This window comes from Roseomonas sp. TS2 (assembly GCF_058833935.1).
This window is the reverse complement of record NZ_JCACVY010000017.1, coordinates 1-18,130: the sequence shown is the minus strand read 5'-3', so window position 1 is coordinate 18,130 and position 18,130 is coordinate 1. Positions and strand designations below refer to the sequence as shown.

At 72.1% G+C, this 18,130-nt stretch carries 20 protein-coding genes; 14 read left to right on the top strand and 6 right to left on the bottom strand.

The genetic code is table 11. The features are described from left to right. Positions 1–34 precede the first annotated feature (34 nt). A complete protein-coding gene (locus tag ACZJYS_RS05445) occupies positions 35–478 on the top strand; it encodes an SRPBCC family protein (RefSeq protein ID WP_493176338.1) in 444 nt (147 codons plus the stop codon). A gap of 51 nt (positions 479–529) precedes the next feature. On the opposite strand, the gene ACZJYS_RS05440 is transcribed toward ACZJYS_RS05445, so the two are convergent. Further along, the gene (locus ACZJYS_RS05440) at positions 530–1,543 is read right to left on the bottom strand and encodes an LLM class flavin-dependent oxidoreductase (protein ID WP_493176336.1); all 1,014 of its coding nucleotides are present in this window, start codon (positions 1,541–1,543) and stop codon (positions 530–532) included. A 162-nt stretch (positions 1,544–1,705) separates the two neighbouring features. Between ACZJYS_RS05440 and ACZJYS_RS05435 the strand changes: the two genes are divergently transcribed. The 4 genes from ACZJYS_RS05435 (at position 1,706) to ACZJYS_RS05420 (ending at position 4,392) form a co-directional block, all read left to right on the top strand. Beyond that, positions 1,706–2,014 (top strand): DUF1244 domain-containing protein, encoded by a 309-nt coding sequence (locus ACZJYS_RS05435; RefSeq protein ID WP_109518554.1) that lies wholly within the window; start codon positions 1,706–1,708, stop codon positions 2,012–2,014. 137 nt (positions 2,015–2,151) lie between these two features. Then, positions 2,152–2,454: a DUF2312 domain-containing protein gene (locus tag ACZJYS_RS05430; RefSeq protein ID WP_109518555.1), complete on the top strand. Its 303-nt coding sequence runs from the start codon at positions 2,152–2,154 to the stop codon at positions 2,452–2,454. Between the two features lie 165 nt (positions 2,455–2,619). Further along, the gene (locus tag ACZJYS_RS05425) at positions 2,620–3,954 is read left to right on the top strand and encodes an MFS transporter (protein WP_379648501.1); all 1,335 of its coding nucleotides are present in this window, start codon (positions 2,620–2,622) and stop codon (positions 3,952–3,954) included. A gap of 300 nt (positions 3,955–4,254) precedes the next feature. After that, positions 4,255–4,392 (top strand): hypothetical protein, encoded by a 138-nt coding sequence (locus ACZJYS_RS05420; RefSeq protein WP_181378244.1) that lies wholly within the window; start codon positions 4,255–4,257, stop codon positions 4,390–4,392. A gap of 36 nt (positions 4,393–4,428) precedes the next feature. On the opposite strand, the gene ACZJYS_RS05415 is transcribed toward ACZJYS_RS05420, so the two are convergent. Continuing rightward, complete coding sequence (locus ACZJYS_RS05415; protein ID WP_109518556.1) at positions 4,429–6,129, bottom strand: AMP-dependent synthetase/ligase; 1,701 nt, start codon at positions 6,127–6,129, stop codon at positions 4,429–4,431. Positions 6,130–6,329: 200 nt separating this feature from the next. Between ACZJYS_RS05415 and ACZJYS_RS05410 the strand changes: the two genes are divergently transcribed. Further along, positions 6,330–8,180, top strand: a complete 1,851-nt coding sequence (locus ACZJYS_RS05410; protein WP_493176331.1) for a M3 family oligoendopeptidase — start codon at positions 6,330–6,332, stop codon at positions 8,178–8,180. Between the two features lie 44 nt (positions 8,181–8,224). Next, entirely contained in the window at positions 8,225–9,601 is a 1,377-nt protein-coding gene (locus tag ACZJYS_RS05405) for an ABC1 kinase family protein (RefSeq protein WP_379648495.1), read from the top strand. A gap of 39 nt (positions 9,602–9,640) precedes the next feature. Here ACZJYS_RS05405 and radC read toward each other — a convergent pair whose 3' ends face one another. The 3 genes from radC to ACZJYS_RS05390 all read right to left on the bottom strand — a co-directional run bounded on the left by radC (position 9,641) and on the right by ACZJYS_RS05390 (position 12,286). Then, on the bottom strand, positions 9,641–10,405 hold the full coding sequence (gene radC, locus ACZJYS_RS05400) for a RadC family protein (RefSeq protein ID WP_493176327.1): 765 nt from the start codon (positions 10,403–10,405) through the stop codon (positions 9,641–9,643). 91 nt (positions 10,406–10,496) lie between these two features. Next, complete coding sequence (gene map / locus ACZJYS_RS05395) at positions 10,497–11,303, bottom strand: type I methionyl aminopeptidase (protein WP_493176325.1); 807 nt, start codon at positions 11,301–11,303, stop codon at positions 10,497–10,499. A gap of 86 nt (positions 11,304–11,389) precedes the next feature. Beyond that, a complete protein-coding gene (locus tag ACZJYS_RS05390; protein ID WP_493176323.1) occupies positions 11,390–12,286 on the bottom strand; it encodes a methyltransferase domain-containing protein in 897 nt (298 codons plus the stop codon). Between the two features lie 80 nt (positions 12,287–12,366). Between ACZJYS_RS05390 and ACZJYS_RS05385 the strand changes: the two genes are divergently transcribed. Genes ACZJYS_RS05385 through ACZJYS_RS05370 form a run of 4 tightly spaced genes read left to right on the top strand, consistent with a single transcriptional unit; the run spans position 12,367 to position 14,339 of the window. Beyond that, positions 12,367–13,164 (top strand): double zinc ribbon domain-containing protein, encoded by a 798-nt coding sequence (locus tag ACZJYS_RS05385; protein ID WP_493176320.1) that lies wholly within the window; start codon positions 12,367–12,369, stop codon positions 13,162–13,164. 60 nt (positions 13,165–13,224) lie between these two features. After that, complete coding sequence (grxC, locus tag ACZJYS_RS05380) at positions 13,225–13,485, top strand: glutaredoxin 3 (protein WP_109518561.1); 261 nt, start codon at positions 13,225–13,227, stop codon at positions 13,483–13,485. 49 nt (positions 13,486–13,534) lie between these two features. Continuing rightward, positions 13,535–14,008 (top strand): DUF1178 family protein, encoded by a 474-nt coding sequence (locus ACZJYS_RS05375; RefSeq protein ID WP_109518562.1) that lies wholly within the window; start codon positions 13,535–13,537, stop codon positions 14,006–14,008. Further along, on the top strand, positions 13,917–14,339 hold the full coding sequence (locus ACZJYS_RS05370) for an organic hydroperoxide resistance protein (RefSeq protein ID WP_493176317.1): 423 nt from the start codon (positions 13,917–13,919) through the stop codon (positions 14,337–14,339). The genes ACZJYS_RS05375 and ACZJYS_RS05370 overlap by 92 nt, the downstream gene beginning before the upstream one ends. 53 nt (positions 14,340–14,392) lie before the next feature. Here the strand turns inward: ACZJYS_RS05370 and ubiG are convergent, their stop codons facing one another. After that, positions 14,393–15,124, bottom strand: coding sequence for a bifunctional 2-polyprenyl-6-hydroxyphenol methylase/3-demethylubiquinol 3-O-methyltransferase UbiG (gene ubiG / locus ACZJYS_RS05365; protein ID WP_109518564.1), 732 nt, complete (start codon positions 15,122–15,124; stop codon positions 14,393–14,395). 149 nt (positions 15,125–15,273) lie between these two features. On the opposite strand from ubiG, the gene ACZJYS_RS05360 reads away from it, so the two are divergent. The 3 genes from ACZJYS_RS05360 to ACZJYS_RS05350 all read left to right on the top strand — a co-directional run. Continuing rightward, entirely contained in the window at positions 15,274–16,494 is a 1,221-nt protein-coding gene (locus ACZJYS_RS05360; protein ID WP_109518565.1) for an aspartate kinase, read from the top strand. A 56-nt stretch (positions 16,495–16,550) separates the two neighbouring features. Further along, positions 16,551–17,561 carry an NAD(P)H-dependent flavin oxidoreductase gene (locus ACZJYS_RS05355; RefSeq protein WP_109518582.1) on the top strand — a complete coding sequence of 337 codons (1,011 nt, stop codon included), beginning with the start codon at positions 16,551–16,553 and terminating at the stop codon, positions 17,559–17,561. A 93-nt stretch (positions 17,562–17,654) separates the two neighbouring features. Then, a partial coding sequence (locus tag ACZJYS_RS05350) for a helix-turn-helix domain-containing protein (protein ID WP_493176313.1) occupies positions 17,655–18,130 on the top strand: 476 nt, incomplete at its 3' end.

The following is an 18,130-nucleotide window of genomic DNA, read 5'->3' as shown; positions in this document are numbered from 1 at the left end:
GCAACCGGCATCGCGGCGGCGCGTTGATGGCATCATGCAACAGAGCATCACCATCAGCCGTCCCGCCGCCGAGGTCTTCGCCTATGTGGCGGACATCCGCCACTGGCGGGAATGGCTGCCCCATCTCCGGCGCGAGGAGACCGGCCCGCCGGAGGGCAAGCTCTCGGCGGACAAGGCCGCGCTCACGGTGCGCTGGCCGTTCTCTCCGAGCGGCGAGTGGCGGGTGGAGGGTGAGGGAAAGGTGGCCCGCCTTTTCCTGACGCTCGGCACCGACACCGCCCAGCCCAACGACCCCACAGAGCGGGAGACGCCCCAGGAGGCCCTGGCGCATGGCATGGAGGCGGCCCTGCAGAGCCTGAAATCGCACCTCGAGCGTGCCGAAGGCGGCGATCCCGTCCTCCACCCCCCTGGTGCCCCGCTCCGCGCCTATGGGCGGGATGCGGGCGAGGATGTCGATCACACGGAGCAGAACCCCTGAGGCCTTCCTCCCGGAAGGCCGCAGGGGCGGGAAGGACCGGCGCCTGACGGTTCAGTGCGCCGCTTCGGGCTGCCGCACCAGTTCGCGGCAGATCTCGGCGGCGATGCTGAAGGAACGAAGCCGGGCCGTGTGATCGTAGATCTGCCCGGTCAGCATCAGCTCGTCCACGCCCGTCTTCTCCACGAATTCCCCGATCTGGCGCCGCACCGTCTCGGGCGACCCCACCGCCGAGCAGGAGAGGCTCTGGCCGACGCCGGCATAGCGGGCCTCGTGCTGCAGCGCCGCCACATCCTCGGCCGGCGGCGGCAGCTTGCCCGGCGTGCCGCGCCGCAGGTTCAGGAACTGCTGCTGCAGGGAGGTGAACAGGCGTTCGCCCTCCGCGTCCGTGTCGGCGGCGAAGATGTTCATCGCCGCCATGCTGTAGGGGCGGTCGAGCTGGGCGGAGGGGCGGAAGCCCTCGCGATAGATTTCCAACGCCTGCATCATCGCCTGTGGCGCGAAATGCGAGGCGAAGGCGAAGGGCAGCCCCAGCGCCGCCGCCAGTTGCGCGCTGTAGAGGCTGGAGCCCAGCAGCCAGAGCGGCACCTCCATGCCGCCGCCCGGCACCGCCTGCACCGGCTGGCCGGGCTGCACCGGCGCGAACCAGGCGCGCAGCTCCACCACATCCTGCGGGAAGCTGTCCACGTCGCCGGAGAGGTTGCGCCGGAGCGCGCGGGCGGTCCGCATGTCGGTGCCCGGCGCGCGGCCGAGGCCGAGGTCGATGCGGCCGGGGAACAGGGCGTTCAGCGTGCCGAACTGCTCGGCGATGACCAGCGGCGCGTGGTTGGGCAGCATCACCCCGCCCGAGCCCACGCGGATGGTGGAGGTGCCGGCCGCCACATGGCTGATCACCACCGCCGTGGCGGCGCTGGCGATGCCCGGCATGTTGTGGTGCTCGGCCAGCCAGAAGCGGTGGTAGCCCAGGCGCTCGGCGTGCTGCGCCAGGTCCCGGGCGTTGTGGAAGGCGTGGCTGGCTTCCTCGCCCTGCTTGATGGGCGCGAGGTCGAGGACGGAGTAGCGGATCATGGATATGCCTCCCCAGGCGGGTTGCGGGGATGGAGAAGGACCCCGCGCGGGGCAGGGCAGTCCTCCCCGATATGGGGCACGGGGTGCCTCGCGTCAGGGGGGTGCCTTGGCAGGAGGGTGGTGCCGGCCCCACCTTGGGCGCTGAGCAAGGAGGCCCATGCCATGACCACCGAGATCGACCCCGCCACCCGCACCGAGCTGGAGGCCGCCGCCTTCCGCCGCCTCGTCGAGCACCTGCGGGAGCGGACGGATGTGCAGAACATCGACCTGATGAACCTCTCCGGCTTCTGCCGGAACTGCCTCAGCCGCTGGTACCGCGAGGCCGCCGAGGCGCGCGGCATCGCCCTGCCGGACCCGGAGGCGCGCGAGGCCATCTACGGCATGCCCTACAAGGAGTGGCAGGCGAAGCACCAGAAGGAGGCCTCGGCCGAGCAGAAGGCGAAGTTCGCCGCCAGCAATCCGGGGCACTGAGCCGGGGTGCCGGGAAGCGGGCGAGGGGGGAGGGGCGCAGGCCCGATCCATTTGCCCGCCCTGGCCGGCGCCGCTATACCCGCGCCCCTCCGGCGCCGCCTTCCGGCGCCGGGTCTGGTCCGTTTCTGGAGACGATGATGAGCGATTTCGACGCGCAGGAGGCCCAGGCCAGCCGCGAGCGCCAGGAGGCCGATCCCGAGGCGGAAGTGGGCGGCATCGCCGCCGACCGCCTGCGCTCGATCATCGAGCGGGTGGAGCGGCTGGAGGAGGAGCGCAAGGCCCTCGCCGACGACATCAAGGACATCTTCGCCGAGGCCAAGTCGGCCGGTTTCGAGGTGAAGGTGATCAAGCAGATCCTGCGCATCCGCAAGCAGGAGCCGGCCGAGGTGGAGGAGCAGGAGACCCTGCTCGACCTTTACCGCCGCGCCCTCGGCATGTGATGCGCCCGCGCCCCGCGCCAGCCCGCAAGGGCGGCGCGGGGCGCGGCCGCCACCCCGCGCCGCCCCTTGGGGGCCGGCGCGCCGCGCGCCGCCATGCTGGCGGAATCGTAGCGGGCCGCCCTCCCACGGGGCCTCCCGGCCCCTTGCACGCCGCGGAGCCTTGCCGTGCCATCCTCCCTCGCCAGCACCCTGGCCACCGTCTTTGCCCTGCTGTTCGGCTACGCGCTGCTGCAGATGGGCAACACGCTGCAATCCTCCCTGCTGGCCGTGCGCGGCGGGCTGGAGGGCTTCACCGCCACCGAGATCGGCCTGGTCGGCTCCGGCTTCTATGTCGGGCTGATGCTGGGCTCGCTGCGCGGCGGACGGCTGGTGCGGATGGTGGGGCACACGCGGGCCTTCGCGGCGCTGGCCGCCATCGCCTCCATGGCGCCGCTGCTGCACCTGCTGGCGATGGACCCCTGGGTCTGGCCGGTGACGCGGGCGCTCACCGGCTTCTGCTTCGCCGGCCTGTTCATCGTGGTGGAAAGCTGGCTGAACGGCGCCGCCAACGCCTCCGTGCGCGGGCAGATCCTCAGCGTCTACGGCATGACCGGCATGATTGCCGGCGTGGCGGGGCAGATGCTGCTGACCATGGGTTCGCCGCGCGGCTTCGCGCTGTTCTGCGTCATCTCCATGATCATCTCCTTCGCCCTGGTGCCGGTGGTGCTCTCCCGCGCCCAGGCGCCGGCGCAGCCGGATGGCGATGCCGAGCTGAATCTCGGCCGTCTCTACGGGCAGTCGCCCTTCGGCGTGGTGGCGGCCTTCCTCAGCGGCATCAGCACCGGCGCCTATTACGCGCTCGGGCCGCTCTTCGCGCAGCGGCTGGGGCTGGAGGCGGCGGCGGTGGCGGTGTTCATGGCCTGCGGCTCGCTGGGCGGCTTCGCCGCCACCTGGCCGGTGGGCTGGCTGTCCGACCGCATCGACCGGCGCGGGCTGATCGTCGGCCTGTCCATCCTGTCCACGGCGGCGCTGCTGTGGATGGTGCTGCTGGTGCCCGAGGACCCGCCGCGCTGGATGGCCTACAGCCTGGTGGCGCTGTTCGGCGCCATGGTGATCCCCGGCTACAGCCTGATCCTGGCGCATGTGAACGATCACGTGCCGCCGGGCGAGTTCGCCGCCGCCTCGGGCGGGCTGCTGATCCTGTGGGGCGCCGGCTCGGCGCTGGGCCCGATCATCGGCGGCACGGCCATGACCACGCTGGGCAATCCGGGCCTCGGCTGGCTGATCCTGTCCGCCCAGCTGCTGATCGCGCTGTGGGGCCTCTACCGCATGCGCCAGCGCGCCGCGCCGGAGGCGAAGGAGGACTTCCTCGTCATGCCCGTGCAGCCGGTCAGCACCGAGCTGGTGGCCGTGGCGCAGGAAGCGGCGGTGGAGCGCGAGGAGGCCGCCGCGCAGGAGGCCCTGGCCGAGGCGGCGGCGCCGGAGCCTGAGCCGGGGCAGGAGCTGCCGCCGCCACGCTGAGGCCGCCGGAGGGTGGGGGCCGGAGAAAGAGCTTGCTTCAGAAAGAGCTTGCTTCGGGCGGCGCGGATCTCTAGATAGGCCTCTGACGGAAACCGCACGGCCATTAGCGCCTCACTGGTCATCCATGACCATATCGGTTTCTTCCCGGCCCAAGCACTTCAGGAATGGTCTGCAACCCTTTGAGGTTGGCGGCGTTCTGGCCTGCGGAACCCCGCAGGCCCTATGGCTTGGCCGGTTTTCACGACATGACACCAAGCCACGGCGGCCTTCGCTATGCCGCCCAAGAAGGATAGAACTACCTTGAATACGCATATCAACGAGCCGCGCCTGCAGACCATGCCGGAGGCCCACAAGACCTCCATGGTGGTGCAGGGCAGCGCCTCCACCGGCCTGTCGCAGGCCGAGATCCGCCGCCTCGTGATGGAAACCATCGGCTGAGGCAGCGGCCATGGCCGGGTTTCCCGGCCATGGGGGTCAGCCGTAGAGCTGATCGAGCTTCGCCGCGTGGTCCTTCAGCACCACTCGGCGCTTGATTTTCATGGTCGGCGTGAGCTGGCCATTCTCCACCGTGAAGGGCGCCACGGTGGCGAAGTGCCGGATGCGCTCCACCCCCGACAATTTGCCGTTCACCCGCCGCACCGCCTCGGCGAGCGCGGCCTCGGCCGTGCCCTCGGCGGGCACCAGCAGGGCGGCGATGCCGGGCCGGCCCTCGCCGGCCACCACCGCCTGGGTGATCGCCGGCTCGGCCATCAGCAGGCTCTCGATGCGGGCGGGGCTGACCATGTCGCCGCCCAGCGTCTTGATGAAATCCCGCTTGCGGTCGGTGATGCGCAGCGCCGGGCCGACCATCTCGCCAACATCCCCGGTGTGCAGCCACACCTCGCCGCCCTCGGTGCGCAGGGCCTGGGCCGTGGCCTCCGGGTTGTTCCAGTAGCCATCCATCACCAGCGGGCCGCGGATGACCACCTCGCCATCCTCGGCGATGCGCAGCGTCACCCCCGGCAGCGGGCGGCCCACCGCGTGCCGGTTGTTCTCCCACGGCACGTTCACGCTGATCACCGGGCCGGCCTCGGTCTGGCCGTAGCCCTGCAGCACCGGCAGGCCCATGGCCATGAAGAAGCCGGACAGCTCCGGGTCCAGCCGCGCCCCGCCCGAGACCAGCGCCGCCAGCCGCCCGCCGAAGCGGGCCTGGATGCGCCGGCGCACCAGCCGCTCCAGCACCGCGTCCTCCAGCCGTTCCAGCGCGCCCAGCGGCGGGCCGTCCAGCCGGCGCAGGCCGAGCCGCAGGGCGCGCTCGAACAGGCGCCGCTGCCAGGGCTTCTGCTTCTCCACCAGCGCCAGGATGCGCGCCCGCAGCACCTCGAACAGCCGCGGCACGGCGGTGACGACCTGCGGGCGGATGTCGGTCAGCTCCGCCGCCAGCCGCTCGGCGCCGCGGCTGAAGACGATCTCCATGCCGAAGGAGCAGAGCAGGTAGCTCACCGTATGCTCATAGGCATGGGAGAGCGGCAGGAAGGAGAGGTAGCAGGCGTCCCGCGGCAGGCCGAGACGGCGGATGAAGCCGGCGATGCCCTGCCGGTTGGCCAGCATCGCCCGGTGCGGCAGCATCACGCCCTTGGGCGGGCCGCCGGTGCCCGAGGTGTAGATGAGGCAGGCCAGCCGCCCGGCGGGGATGTGCTCCACCTCGGCCACCAGCATCGCCAGGTCGCCCTGCACCGCCGTCAGCTCGGCCCAGGAGACGGTGCCGGCGCCGTCCTCCATCGAGATCAGCAGGTCCAGCCCGCCGAGGCCGGCCGCCTCGGCCACCGCCTGGGCCAGCCGGGTGGTCGAGACGATGGCGCAGCGGGCGCCGGAATCGCGCAGCAGATGCGCGTGGTCGGCCACCGTGTTGGTGGTGTAGGCCGGCACCGAGACGGCGCCGATCGCCATGATGGCGGTATCGGCCACCAGGAATTCCGGCCGGTTCTCGGCCACCAGCATCACGCGGTCGCCAGGGCAGACGCCGCGCGCCCGCAGCCCCGCCGCCACATCGGCCACCTGAAGCGCGAATTCGGCCCAGCTCAGGCTGCGCCAGCCGCCCCCGCGCCAGAAGCGCAGCATCGGCCGGTCGGGCCAGGAGCGGGCCAGGCCCAGCATCAGGGCGGGCAGGCTGTTCCAATTGTCCTCGGCGCGCATGGCGGGGGGCGTTTTCCTTGTTCTGAACAGGGGAAGGCGGCCGGACGCGGCCAGGCAGAGGCGGCACCCCGGCCGGTCTTGCCGCCGGCCCGGGGCCCGGCGCCGGCTTCCCCGGCGCCGATACATGGGGGGGAGGCGCTTGGCCTGCCCCGCCATGGGCTTATATCGGGAAGAGCGAACCCACAACCGCAAGGCCTCCCGTGCAGCTTTCCAACCTCCGCCCTCCGCATCGCGACACCGCCGGCCGTCCACAGGGGGGCAATGGTGGGAATGATGGCTCCGGGGCGCTCCCCGCCTGGGACCTGGCCGATCTCTACGCCGGCCCCGCCGACCCGGCCCTGGAATCCGACCTCGCCCGCGCCGACGGCGAGGCCCGCGCCTTCGCCGAGGCGCATTCCGGCAAGCTCGCCACCCTCTCCGGCGACAGGCTGGCCGAGGCCATCGCCACCTATGAGCGGATCGAGGAGGTGCTGGGGCGGGTCATGTCCTTCGCCTCGCTTACCTTCGCCGGCGATGCGCAGGACGCGGCCAATGGCCGCTTCTACCAGACCATGCAGGAGCGGGTGACGGCGATCTCCAGCCACACCCTGTTCTTCACGCTGGAGCTGAACAAGCTGGAGGAGGCGGCGCTGGAGAAGAAGCTCTCCGGCTCGAAGGCGCTCGCCCGCTACCGCCCCTTCCTGCGCGACCTTCGCGTGTTCCGCCCGCACCAGCTCTCGGACGAGGTGGAGCGCCTGCTGCACGAGAAGGAGGTGACCGGCCGCGCCGCCTGGAACCGCCTGTTCGACGAGACCATCGCCGCCATGGAGGTGAAGGTGGGGGAGGAGACGCTGAACGTCTCCGGCGCCCTCAACAAGCTCTCCGACGGCGACCGCAAGGTGCGCGAGGCCGCGGCGAAGGGCGTCTCCGCCGCCTTCGGCGAGAAGGCGCGGCTGTTCACCCTGATCACCAACACCCTGGCCAAGGACAAGGAGATCATCGACGGCTGGCGGCAGTATCCGCGCCCCGGCAGCAGCCGCAACCGCGCCAACATGGTCGAGGACGAGGTGGTGGACGCGCTGGTCAGCGCCGTCGTCGCCAGCTTCCCCAGCCTGTCGCACCGCTACTACGCGATGAAGGCGAAGTGGCTGGGCCTGCCGAAGCTGCAGCACTGGGACCGCAACGCGCCCCTGCCGGACGAGGATGACAGCGAGATCCCGTGGGAGGCGGCGCGGGAGCGGGTGCTGAAGGCCTATTCCGGCTTCAGCCCGGAGCTGGGCCGCATCGGCGCCCGCTTCTTCGACAAGCCCTGGATCGACGCCGCGCTGCGCCCCGGCAAGGCCTCCGGCGCCTTCGCCCACCCCACCGTGCCGAGCGCGCACCCCTATCTGCTGCTGAACTACCACGGCAAGTCGCGCGACGTGATGACGCTGGCGCATGAGCTGGGCCATGGCGTGCACCAGATCCTGGCGGCGGAGCAGGGCTACCTGATGTCCGGCACGCCGCTGACGCTGGCCGAGACCGCCTCGGTGTTCGGCGAGATGCTGACCTTCCGCGCCCTGCTGGATGCCGAGACCGACCCGAAGCGGCGCCGCGCCATGCTGGCCGGCAAGGTGGAGGACATGCTGAACACGGTGGTGCGGCAGATCGCCTTCTACCGCTTCGAGACGCTGCTGCACGACGCCCGCCGCAAGGGCGAGCTCTCCCGCGAGGAGATCGGCGCGCTGTGGATGCAGGTGCAGACCGAGAGCCTTGGCCCGGCCTTCGAGTTCACGCCGGACTACGAGATCTACTGGTCCTACATCCCGCACTTCGTCCACACGCCGTTCTACGTCTATGCCTACGCCTTCGGCGACTGCCTGGTGAACGCGCTCTACGGCGTGTTCCAGAACGGCGGCGTGCCCGGCTTCCAGGAGAAGTACCTGGAGCTGCTGCGCGCCGGCGGCACGCTGCGGCACAAGGAGCTGCTGGCCCCCTTCGGCCTCGACGCCTCGGACCCCGCCTTCTGGCACATGGGGCTGAACGTCATCGCCGGCTTCATCGACGAGCTGGAGCGTACCGATGGCCAATGAACGACTGGGGCGCGCCCGCATGCGCGACGAACTGGAGCACACGGATGGCTGAGGACCGCGAGGGCAGCACCCTCTTCGGCGAGATCCGCCGCATGGCGCGGACCTCGGGCGCGGTGGGCGGCATCGCCGCCCGCGTGGCCGGGGAGCGCTATCTCGGCATCAAGACCGACAAGACGGTGCACGCCAACGACCTCAAGGCCCTGCTCGGCGGGCTGAAGGGGCCGCTGATGAAGGTGGCGCAGTTCCTCACCACCGTGCCCAACGCCCTGCCGCCCGAATACGCCAAGGAGCTGGCCGCGCTGCAGGCCAATGCGCCGCCGATGGGCTGGGCCTTCGTCCGCCGCCGCATGTCCTCCGAGCTGGGGCCGGCCTGGCAGTCGCGCTTCGCCAGCTTCGGCCAGGAGGCCTCGGCCGCGGCCAGCCTCGGCCAGGTGCACCGCGCCACCCTGCCGGATGGGCGGGTGGTGGCCTGCAAGCTGCAATACCCCGACATGGCCAGCGTCGTGGAGGCCGACCTCCGGCAGCTGAAGATCGCCATGGGCCTGTTCGCCCGGATGGACGACGCCATCCAGCACGACGATGTCTACATCGAGCTGTGCGACCGGCTGCGCGAGGAGCTGGACTATGCCCGCGAGGCGGCGCAGATGCGGCTCTACAACCGCATGCTGGCCGACGAGCCCACCATCCGCACCCCGGTGCCGGTGGAGGCGTACAGCACCCGCCGGCTGCTCACCATGACCTGGCTAGAGGGCCGCCCGATCCTCGACCGCCTGGCCGAGGACCCTCCGCAGGAGGAGCGCGACGCCTATGCCCGCGCCCTGTTCCGCGCCTGGTACGTGCCCTTCTACCGCTATGGCGTGATCCACGGGGATCCACATCTGGGCAACTACCAGGTGCGCCAGCCCACGGCGGAGAGCGAGGCGGGCATCAACCTGCTCGATTTCGGCGCCATCCGCGTCTTCCCGCCCACCTTCCTCACCGGCGTGATCATGCTCTACGAGGCGATCCGCGACGGCGATGACGACAAGGCGGCGGAGGCCTACCGCATCTGGGGCTTCACCGACCTCTCGCGCGAGAAGATGGCGGTGCTCGGCCTCTGGGCGAAGTTCCTGCACGAGCCGCTGCTGGACGACCGGGTGCGGCCGATCCAGGAGGTGGACGACCCGGATTTCGGCCGCAAGGTGGCGGCCGAGGTGCATGCCGGCCTCAAGCGCACCGGCGGCGTGAAGCCGCCGCGGGAGTTCGTGCTGGTGGACCGCGGCGCGGTCGGGCTGGGCAGCGCCTTCCTGCGGCTGGGGGCGCGGCTGAACTGGCACCGCCTCTTCAACGAGCTGATCGCCGACTACAGCGAGCAGGCGCTGGCCGCGCGGCAGGCCGAGGCCCTGGCCGCCGCCGGGGTGCCGCCGCCGGTGGCGCGCTGAGGCAGGCCGGGGCCCCGGCAGGGTGGCGGTGCCGCCCTGTCAGAGCAGCCCCGCCTGCCGGAAGGAGAAGTGCCGGCCATTGCCGATCACCAGATGGTCGTGCAGGGCGAGGCCGAGCGCGGCGGCGGCACGCTGCAGCTCGGCGGTCATGGCGCGGTCGGCCTCGCTGGGGGTGGGGTCGCCGCTCGGGTGGTTGTGCACCACGATCAGCGCCGTGGCGTGCAGCTCCAGGGCGCGCCGCATCACCTCGCGCGGATAGACGGGGGTATGGTTGACCGTGCCGCGTGCCTGGGCCTCGTCGGCCAGCAGGCGGTTGCGGCTGTCGAGGAACAGCGCGCGGAACTGCTCGACCCGCTCCCGCGCCAGGGCGGCGTTGAGGTAGCCGAGCAGCCGCTCCCAATTGTCCAGCACCGGCTGGTCCCGCAGCTCGGCGCGCAGCAGGCGCAGGGCGGCGGCCTGGGCGGTCTTGAGCGCGGCCATGCCGGCCTCGCCCAGCCCCTCCACCTGCCGCAGCTCGGCGACCGGCGCGCTCAGCGCGGCGCCGAGGCTGCCGAAGCGGGAGAGCAGGGCACGGGCGATCGGCTTGGTGTCGCGCCGCGGCAGGGCGAGGAACAGCAGCATCTCGACCAGCTCGTGGTCGAGCAGCGCATCGGGGCCGTGCGCCAGCAGCTTCGCCCGCATCCGGGCGCGATGGCCTTCCGCGCTCATCGCCAGCGGGCGCGGCGCGGGGGTCAGGGAGTCCGGCAGGGCCGGCGGCAGGGGAAGGGCGGGGCCGGCCTCGCCCAGCCCGCGCGTCTTGCGCATGGGACCTCCGTTCTCGACCGGAGGTTGAACCGGGCAGGGTGCGCTTGTCCAGCGCCCGGATGCCACCGCCGGGCCGGCGGTGGCAGGGAACTCAGGCCTGGTAGGGGGGCTTGTGCAGCCCGGCGGGGGAGAAGGTGAACACCTCGCACCCTGTCTCGGTCACGCCCACCATGTGCTCGAACTGGGCGGAAAGGCTGCGGTCGCGCGTCACGGCGGTCCAGCCATCGTCCAGCACCTTCACGTCGTGGCGGCCGGCATTCACCATCGGCTCGATGGTGAAGAACATGCCCGGCTTCAGCAGCGGCCCTTCGCCGGGGCGGCCGAAATGCAGCACGTTCGGCGCGGCGTGGAAGTGGCGGCCGATGCCGTGCCCGCAGAAATCCCGCACCACGCTGAAGCGGTGGCCCTCGACATAGCTCTGGATGGCGTGGCCGATGTCGCCGAGACGGGCGCCCGGCTTTACCGCGGCGATGCCGCGCAGCAGGCTCTCATGCGTCACGTCCATCAGCAGCCGCGCCTTGGTGCTGGGCTGGCCTGCGGCATACATGCGGCTGGTGTCGCCGTACCAGCCATCGAGGATGACGGTGACGTCGATGTTCAGGATGTCGCCATCGGCCAGCGTCTTCGTGCCCGGAATGCCGTGGCAGACGACGTGGTTGATGGAGATGCAGGAGGCGTGCTGGTAGCCCCGGTAGCCGATGGTGGCCGAGGTCCCGCCGTTCTTCTCGATGAACGCCAGGATGAGCGCGTCCAGCGCGCCCGTGGTGACCCCCGGGCGGACATGCTCGGTGATCATGTCCAGCGTCGCGGCGGCCAGCTGCCCCGCGCGGCGCATCCCTTCGAAATCTTCGGGCGCGTGCAGGATGATGCGCCGCGCCTCGGCACCGGATTGTTCCATGTCGCGCAAGATGCGCAAGACGCCCTTTGGTTGCAAGCGGCTGCCGCGCAGGGCAGAGGTGCCGCCGTGGCAGGGAAGCGGGGGCGCTAGTGGCGCGGCGGGGGGCGCTCGCCGGCGGGCTGCTCCACCGTGCCCAACGCATCGGCCAGCCGGGCATTGGCGCTGCCGCGCGGCGCCGGCTTCGGCTGGTCCGGCCCCGGCGCCCAGCCGGTCAGCACCAGCATCTCCAGCGGCATCGGCAACGTGCCCTCGGCATCCGGCCGCAGCGCGGCCAGCGCCATCGGGAACAGGGCGCGCGGCGGGATGCGCGGGTCGCGCGCCAGCACGGCGTTGCCTTCGCCCGCGGCACGCAGATCGTGCAGCAGGGCGAGCGGGGTGCGGTAGCGCAGCGGCAGCGTCTCGCGGTCGGCCACCGGCAGGGCGAAGCCGGCGCGTTGCAGCAGCGTGGCGCCGTCCCGCAGCTCGGGGAAGGGGGAGATGCGCGGGCTGAGCCCGTCGCGCAGCGCCGTCTCGGCCGCCGCCAGCGCCTCGCGCAGCGGCTGCAAGGTGCCGAGGGCGGGCAGGCTGGCCAGGAACAGCCCATCCGGCGCCATGGCGCGGCGGATCTGCAGCAGGGCGCCCGGCAGGTCGTTCACCCAGTGCAGCGAGAGATTGGCCACCACCAGGTCGAAGCTGCCCGGGGCGAAGGGCAGCCATTCCTCGTCGGCCGCCAGGGGCAGGCCGCCCGCCCCGGCGGCCATGCGCGCCGAGAGGTCCATCGAGACCACATGGCCTACGCCGCGCGCCCGCAACGCCGGCGCCACGGCGCCGCGCCCGCCGATCTCCAGCGCGTGGCCGAACCGGCGGGTGGTGTCGTCCAGCCGGTCCAGCAGCCGCTCGGCGGCGGCCTCCAGCACGGGTGCCACCCCGGCCATGCGGGATGCCGCGCGGTCGCGCCGCCGCCGCACAAGGGTCCGGTCGAAAACCTGCATCGCATCCGCCATGCCAGGGAGATGCGCCGCCACCGGCCGGTGCGCAAGCGTCCTTGCGGAGCCGGGGCGCGTTCCGCTAATTTCACGAAATCGTGAGCAATGTTTCCGGCCTGGACCGTCTGCGGCATGGCATGCGCCACCTGGGGCACGCGGTGCTGGACATGCTGCTGCCGCCCCGCTGCCTGGCCTGCGCCACCCCGGTGCTCGCCGAAGGCACGCTCTGCGGCGACTGCTTCCATGACATCCGGCTGATCGGCCCGCCGCTCTGCGAGTGCTGCGGCATTCCCTTCCTGCATGCGGGTCAGGGGGAGCCGGCGCTGGGCGGCGGCCTGCTTTGCCTGCGCTGCGCGGCCGAGCCACCGCCCTACCGGAGGGCCCGCGCTGCCTATCTCTACAATGCCGGGGCGAAGCGCCTGCTGCTGCCCTTCAAATATGCCGGGCGCACCGAGCTGGCCCTGCCGCTGGCGCGGCAGATGGCGCGCGCCGGCCGCGCCTTGTTGGCCGAGGCCGAGCTGCTGCTGCCGGTGCCGCTGCACCGGCGCCGGCTGCTCTCGCGCGGCTACAACCAGGCCGGGCTGCTGGCGGGGCGCCTCTCCGGCCTCAGCGGCGTGCCCTGGGCGCCGGACCTGCTGCGCCGCACGCGCCGCACCGCCGCCCTGGCCGGGCAGGGCGCGGCCGCGCGCGCGGCCCAGCTGGAGGGCGCCTTCCGCCTGGCCTCCGGCGGTGCCGCGCGGGTGGCGGGGCGGCGGCTGCTGCTGGTGGACGACGTGCTCACCTCCGGCGCCACTGCTTCAGCCTGCGCCGCCGTGCTGCTGGCGGCGGGGGCGGCGCAGGTGGAGGTGCTGGCCGCCGCCCGCGTGCCCGACCCCCGCCAGGACGAGGACACATAAGCACCGGGACGGCCCCGCAACGCTCTTGACCGCCGCCCCCGCCGGGACGATTTCTGCAGCATGGCCAAGGTTGAAATCTACACCACCGCATTCTGCCCCTATTGCTCGCGCGCCAAGCTGCTGCTTGGCCGCAAGGGGGTCGGCTTCACCGAATACGACGCGCCGAACGGCTCCCCGGAGCGCGCCGATGCCGTGCGCCGCTCCGGCGGGCGCACCACCGTGCCGCAGATCTTCATCAACGATGAAGCCATCGGTGGCTGCGACGACCTGTTCGCGCTCGACCGCGCGGGCAAGCTGGACGCCATGCTGCAGGCGGCATGACGCGGCCGGCAGACACGGAACAACCGGCCCCACGGCAACCGGAACCCGTATGATCCACTACCAGCTCCGCTGCGACCAGGACCACGGCTTCGATGGCTGGTACAAGGACAGCGCGGCATTCGAGAAGCTGTCCCAGGGGCGCATGATCGACTGCCCCGTCTGCGGCAGCAGCAAGGTCAGCCGGGCGCTGATGGCGCCGGCCATCGCCAAGGCCCGCCCCGCCGAGCCGGCGGCGTCCGATGCGCCGGCGCCCCCGCAGCCCCAGGCCTCCGGCGCTCCGCAGGCCGCCGCCGGCCCGATGCCGGCGCAGGTGATGGCGCTGCTGCAGCGGATGCGCGCCGAGGTCGAGAAGAATTGCGACTATGTCGGCGCCGACTTCGCGGAAGAGGCGCGCCGGATGCACCGCGGCGAGAGCGAGCACCGCGGCATCTATGGCGAGACCAGCGATGGCGAGGCGGAGGCCCTGCAGGAAGAGGGCATCGCCGTGGCGCGCCTGCCCTGGGTGCCGCGCGCCGACGGCTGAGGCGCGGCCGACGCCTCAGCCGCTCCCCTGCGGCGCCACCAACCCGGAGCAGCTCTTCGCCGCCGGCTATTCCGCCTGCTTCCTGGGGGCGATGAAGTTCGTCGCCGGCCAGCGCAAGATCGCGGTCCCGGCTGAGGCGGCCGTCACCGCCGAGGTAGGCATCGGCCAGCGGGAGGATGGCGAGGGCTTCGGCATCACGGCCGCCCTCAGCGTCTCCCTGCCGGGGCTGGACCGGGCCGTGGCGCAGGACCTGATCGAGCGCGCCCACAAGGTCTGCCCCTACAGCCACGCGCTGCGCGGCAATGTGGCGGTGGAGACCACCCTGGCCTGAGGCAGCAGGGCCGGGTGGGGAGGGGGTGCCTGCCGCCCCGTTCCTGCTCAGGCTCAGTCGCGGCGCAGGGCGGCGAGGTAGTTCACCGAGACGTCGCGGCTCTCGCGCCAGTCGCGCCCGCCCTGGACGGGGGACATGCCGGCGATGTCGGTCACCCGCAGCCCGGCGCGGCGCGCCTCGGCGCCCAGCTCGGCCGGCGTGACGAACATCTTCCAGTCATGCGTGCCGCGCGGCAGCAGGCGCAGGATGTACTCCGCCCCCACCTTGGCCAGCAGGAAGGAGCGGGGGGTGCGGTTCAGCGTGGAGAGGAAGACGAGGCCACCGGGCTTCACCAGCCCCGCCAGCGCCGCCAGGAAGGCGGGGCGGTCCGCCACGTGCTCGATCACCTCCAGCGCCACCACCGCGTCGAAGTGCCGCCCCTCGGCGGCCAGGTCCTCCGGCATGCCCTCGCGGTAGTCGATGGACAGGCCCTCCGCCGCCGCATGGGCGCGGGCGGCTTCCAGCGCGGCGGCGGCCGCGTCCAGCCCGGTGACCTGCGCCCCCATGCGCGCCAGCGCCTCGCTCGCCAGCCCGGCGCCGCAGCCGATGTCGAGCACCGAGAGGCCGGCGAGGTTGGCGCCCGGCCGCCCCTCGGCGGCGGCGAGGCGGCGGCCGATCCACTCGGTGCGCAGCGGGTTCATCCGGTGCAGCGGCGCCATCGGGCCCGAGGGGTCCCACCAGCGCGCGGCCAGGGCGTCGAACTTCGCGATCTCGTCGGCACGGGCGGTGGGGGTGGGCTGGGGCATGGCACGCTCTCCGGGCTGGCGGGCGCGTGATGCCGGTTGCGGCCACGCGCTCCGCCCGTTATCTGTCGCACCCCCTCGCGGGCCGCAACCGCGGCTGTGGCACAATCCCTCTCGGACCGTTCCTTCAGGACCGGCATGGCACGCCCATAATGGCACGTATCGTGATGAAGTTCGGCGGCACCTCCGTCGCCGATCTGGACCGTATCCGCAACGTCGCCAACCGGGTGAAACGGGAAGTCGACGCCGGCAACGAGGTGGCGGTGGTGGTCTCCGCCATGTCCGGCGTCACCAACCAGCTGGTGAAGTGGTGCCAGGACCTCTCCCCCCTGCATGATGCGCGGGAATACGACACCGTGGTCGCCACCGGCGAGCAGGTGACGATCGGGCTGCTGGCCATCGCGCTGCAGACCATCGGCGTTGATGCCCGCTCCTGGCAGGGCTGGCAGGTGCCGGTCCGCACCGATGCCGCGCACGGCAAGGCGCGGGTCGAGGAGATCGAGGGCGCGGCGCTGATCGAGCGCATGAAGATGGGCCAGGTGCCGGTGGTGGCGGGGTTCCAGGGGATCGGCCCGGACAACCGCGTGACCACGCTGGGCCGTGGCGGCTCCGACCTCTCGGCGGTGGCGATCGCCGCCGCGGTGAAGGCCGACCGCTGCGACATCTATACCGATGTGGACGGGGTCTACACCACCGACCCCCGCATCGTGCCGAAGGCGCGCAAGCTGCCGGCGGTGGCCTATGAAGAGATGCTGGAACTGGCCTCGGTCGGCGCCAAGGTGCTGCAGACGCGGTCGGTCGAGCTGGCGATGAAGCAGCGGGTCCGGGTGCAGGTGCTCTCCTCCTTCGAGGACAAGCCCGGCTCGATGGTCGTGGATGAGGATGAGATCGTGGAACAGCCGCTGGTGACGGGCGTCGCCTATTCCCGGGACGAGGCGAAGGTCACGCTGCGCCGGGTGCCGGACAAGCCGGGCATCGCCGCGCATGTGTTCGGCCCGCTCTCGGCCGCGAATGTCAACGTCGACATGATCGTGCAGAACCTGGGCGCCGACGGCACCACGGACATGACCTTCACCGTAGGCAAGACCGACCTGCCGCGCGCCAAGGCCGTGCTGGAGGAGCAGCGCCCCACCATCGGCTTCGAGGCCATGCTGGCCGACCCGGATGTCGCCAAGATCTCCATCGTCGGCATCGGCATGCGCAGCCATGCGGGCGTGGCCGCCACCATGTTCAAGTCGCTGGCCGAGAAGGGCATCAACATCCAGGTCATCTCCACCTCGGAGATCAAGACCTCGGTGCTGGTCGGCGCCGAGTACACGGAGCTGGCGGTGCGCGCCCTGCACACCGCCTACGGCCTGGACGCCGAGGGCTGATGCCCGTGGACGCGCCCCTGGACAGCCCCCGCGCCGAGAGCAGCCCCCGGCCGGAGATGGCGGCGATCGACGCGCTGATGGCGCGTGGCGCCGCCTTCCTGGGCGTGCGCCACGCCATCCTGGGCGGCGCCATGAGCTGGGTGAGCGAGCGGAACCTGGTCTCCGCCCTCTCCAATGCCGGCGCCTTCGGCGTCATCGCCTGCGGCGCGATGATGCCGGAGCGGCTGGCCGAGGAGATCGCCGCCACCCAGGCCCTCACGCAGAAGCCCTTCGGCGTCAACCTGATCACCATGCACCCGAAGCTGATGGAGCTGGTGCAGGTCTGCCTGGACGCGAAGGTCGGCCACATCGTCTTCGCCGGCGGCATCCCGCCCGGCCCCGCCATCAAGGCGGCCAAGGAGGGCGGCGCCAAGGTCATCTGCTTCGCCCCCGCTCTGGCGCTCGCCAAGAAGCTGGTGCGCTCCGGCGCCGATGCGCTGGTGATCGAGGGCTCCGAGGCCGGCGGGCATATCGGCCCGGTCAGCCTGACGGTGCTGGCGCAGGAGATCCTGCCGCATATCCGCGACGTGCCCGTGTTCGTGGCGGGCGGCATCGGCCGCGGCGAGGCCATCCTCTCCTATCTGGAGATGGGCGCGGCCGGCGTGCAGCTCGGCACCCGCTTCGTCTGCGCCACCGAGTGCGTGGCGCACCCGAACTTCAAGCGCGCCTTCCTGCGCGGCGCGGCGCGCGACGCGCTGCCCACCGTGCAGCTCGACCCGCACTTCCCCGTCATCCCCGTCCGCGCCCTGCAGAACGAGGGCACCCGCCGCTTCCTGGAGCACCAGGCCGAGGTGGTGCGCCGCTTCAAGGCGGGCGAGCTGGACAAGGAGGCCGCGCAGCTCGACATCGAGCACTACTGGGCGGGCGCCCTGCGCCGCGCCGTGGTGGATGGCGATGTGGAGAATGGCAGCCTGATGGCCGGCCAGAGCGTTGGCCTGGTGACGCGGGAGCAGCCCGCCGCCGAGATCATCGCCGAATTGCTGGACCAGGCCGCGACGGCCCTTGCGGCGCGCCGCGCCGGCGGCTGAGCATGATCCCCGGCGGCCCTTCGCCGGGGTGGGGAGACCGCTTCATCGTGTCACGGTTGGTCGCGGCTGCCGCCGCGCGATAGGTGTTTTCACGTGCCCTATGACCTGAAGCGTTCGAACCGCTCCAACGAGAACCCCGCCGAGGCCCTGCGTGTCGGCGAGGAATTGCGGGAAGCCCGGCTCTCCCTCGGCATCAGCCTGGAGGAGATGGCGGAGCGGCTGCGCATCAACCGCCGCTACATCGCGGCGCTGGAGGATGGCCGGGTGGCCGACCTGCCGGGCGCGGCCTATGGCATCGGCTTCGTGCGCAGCTACGCCCAGGCCATGGGGCTGGACGCGCCGGACCTGGTGCGCCGCTTCCGCGAGGGGGCGGGGCAGGGGCCGCGCGGCAAGGATCTCGTCTTCCCCGAGCCGGTGCCGGAGCGCGGCGTGCCGACCGGCGCCATCATCCTGGTGGGGGCCGTGCTGGCCATCGGCGCCTATGCCGGCTGGTACCGCTGGAGCGGCTCGGGCGAGCGCACGGTGGATGCGGTACCGGCCCTGCCGCCACGGCTGGAGCAGGCGGCGCC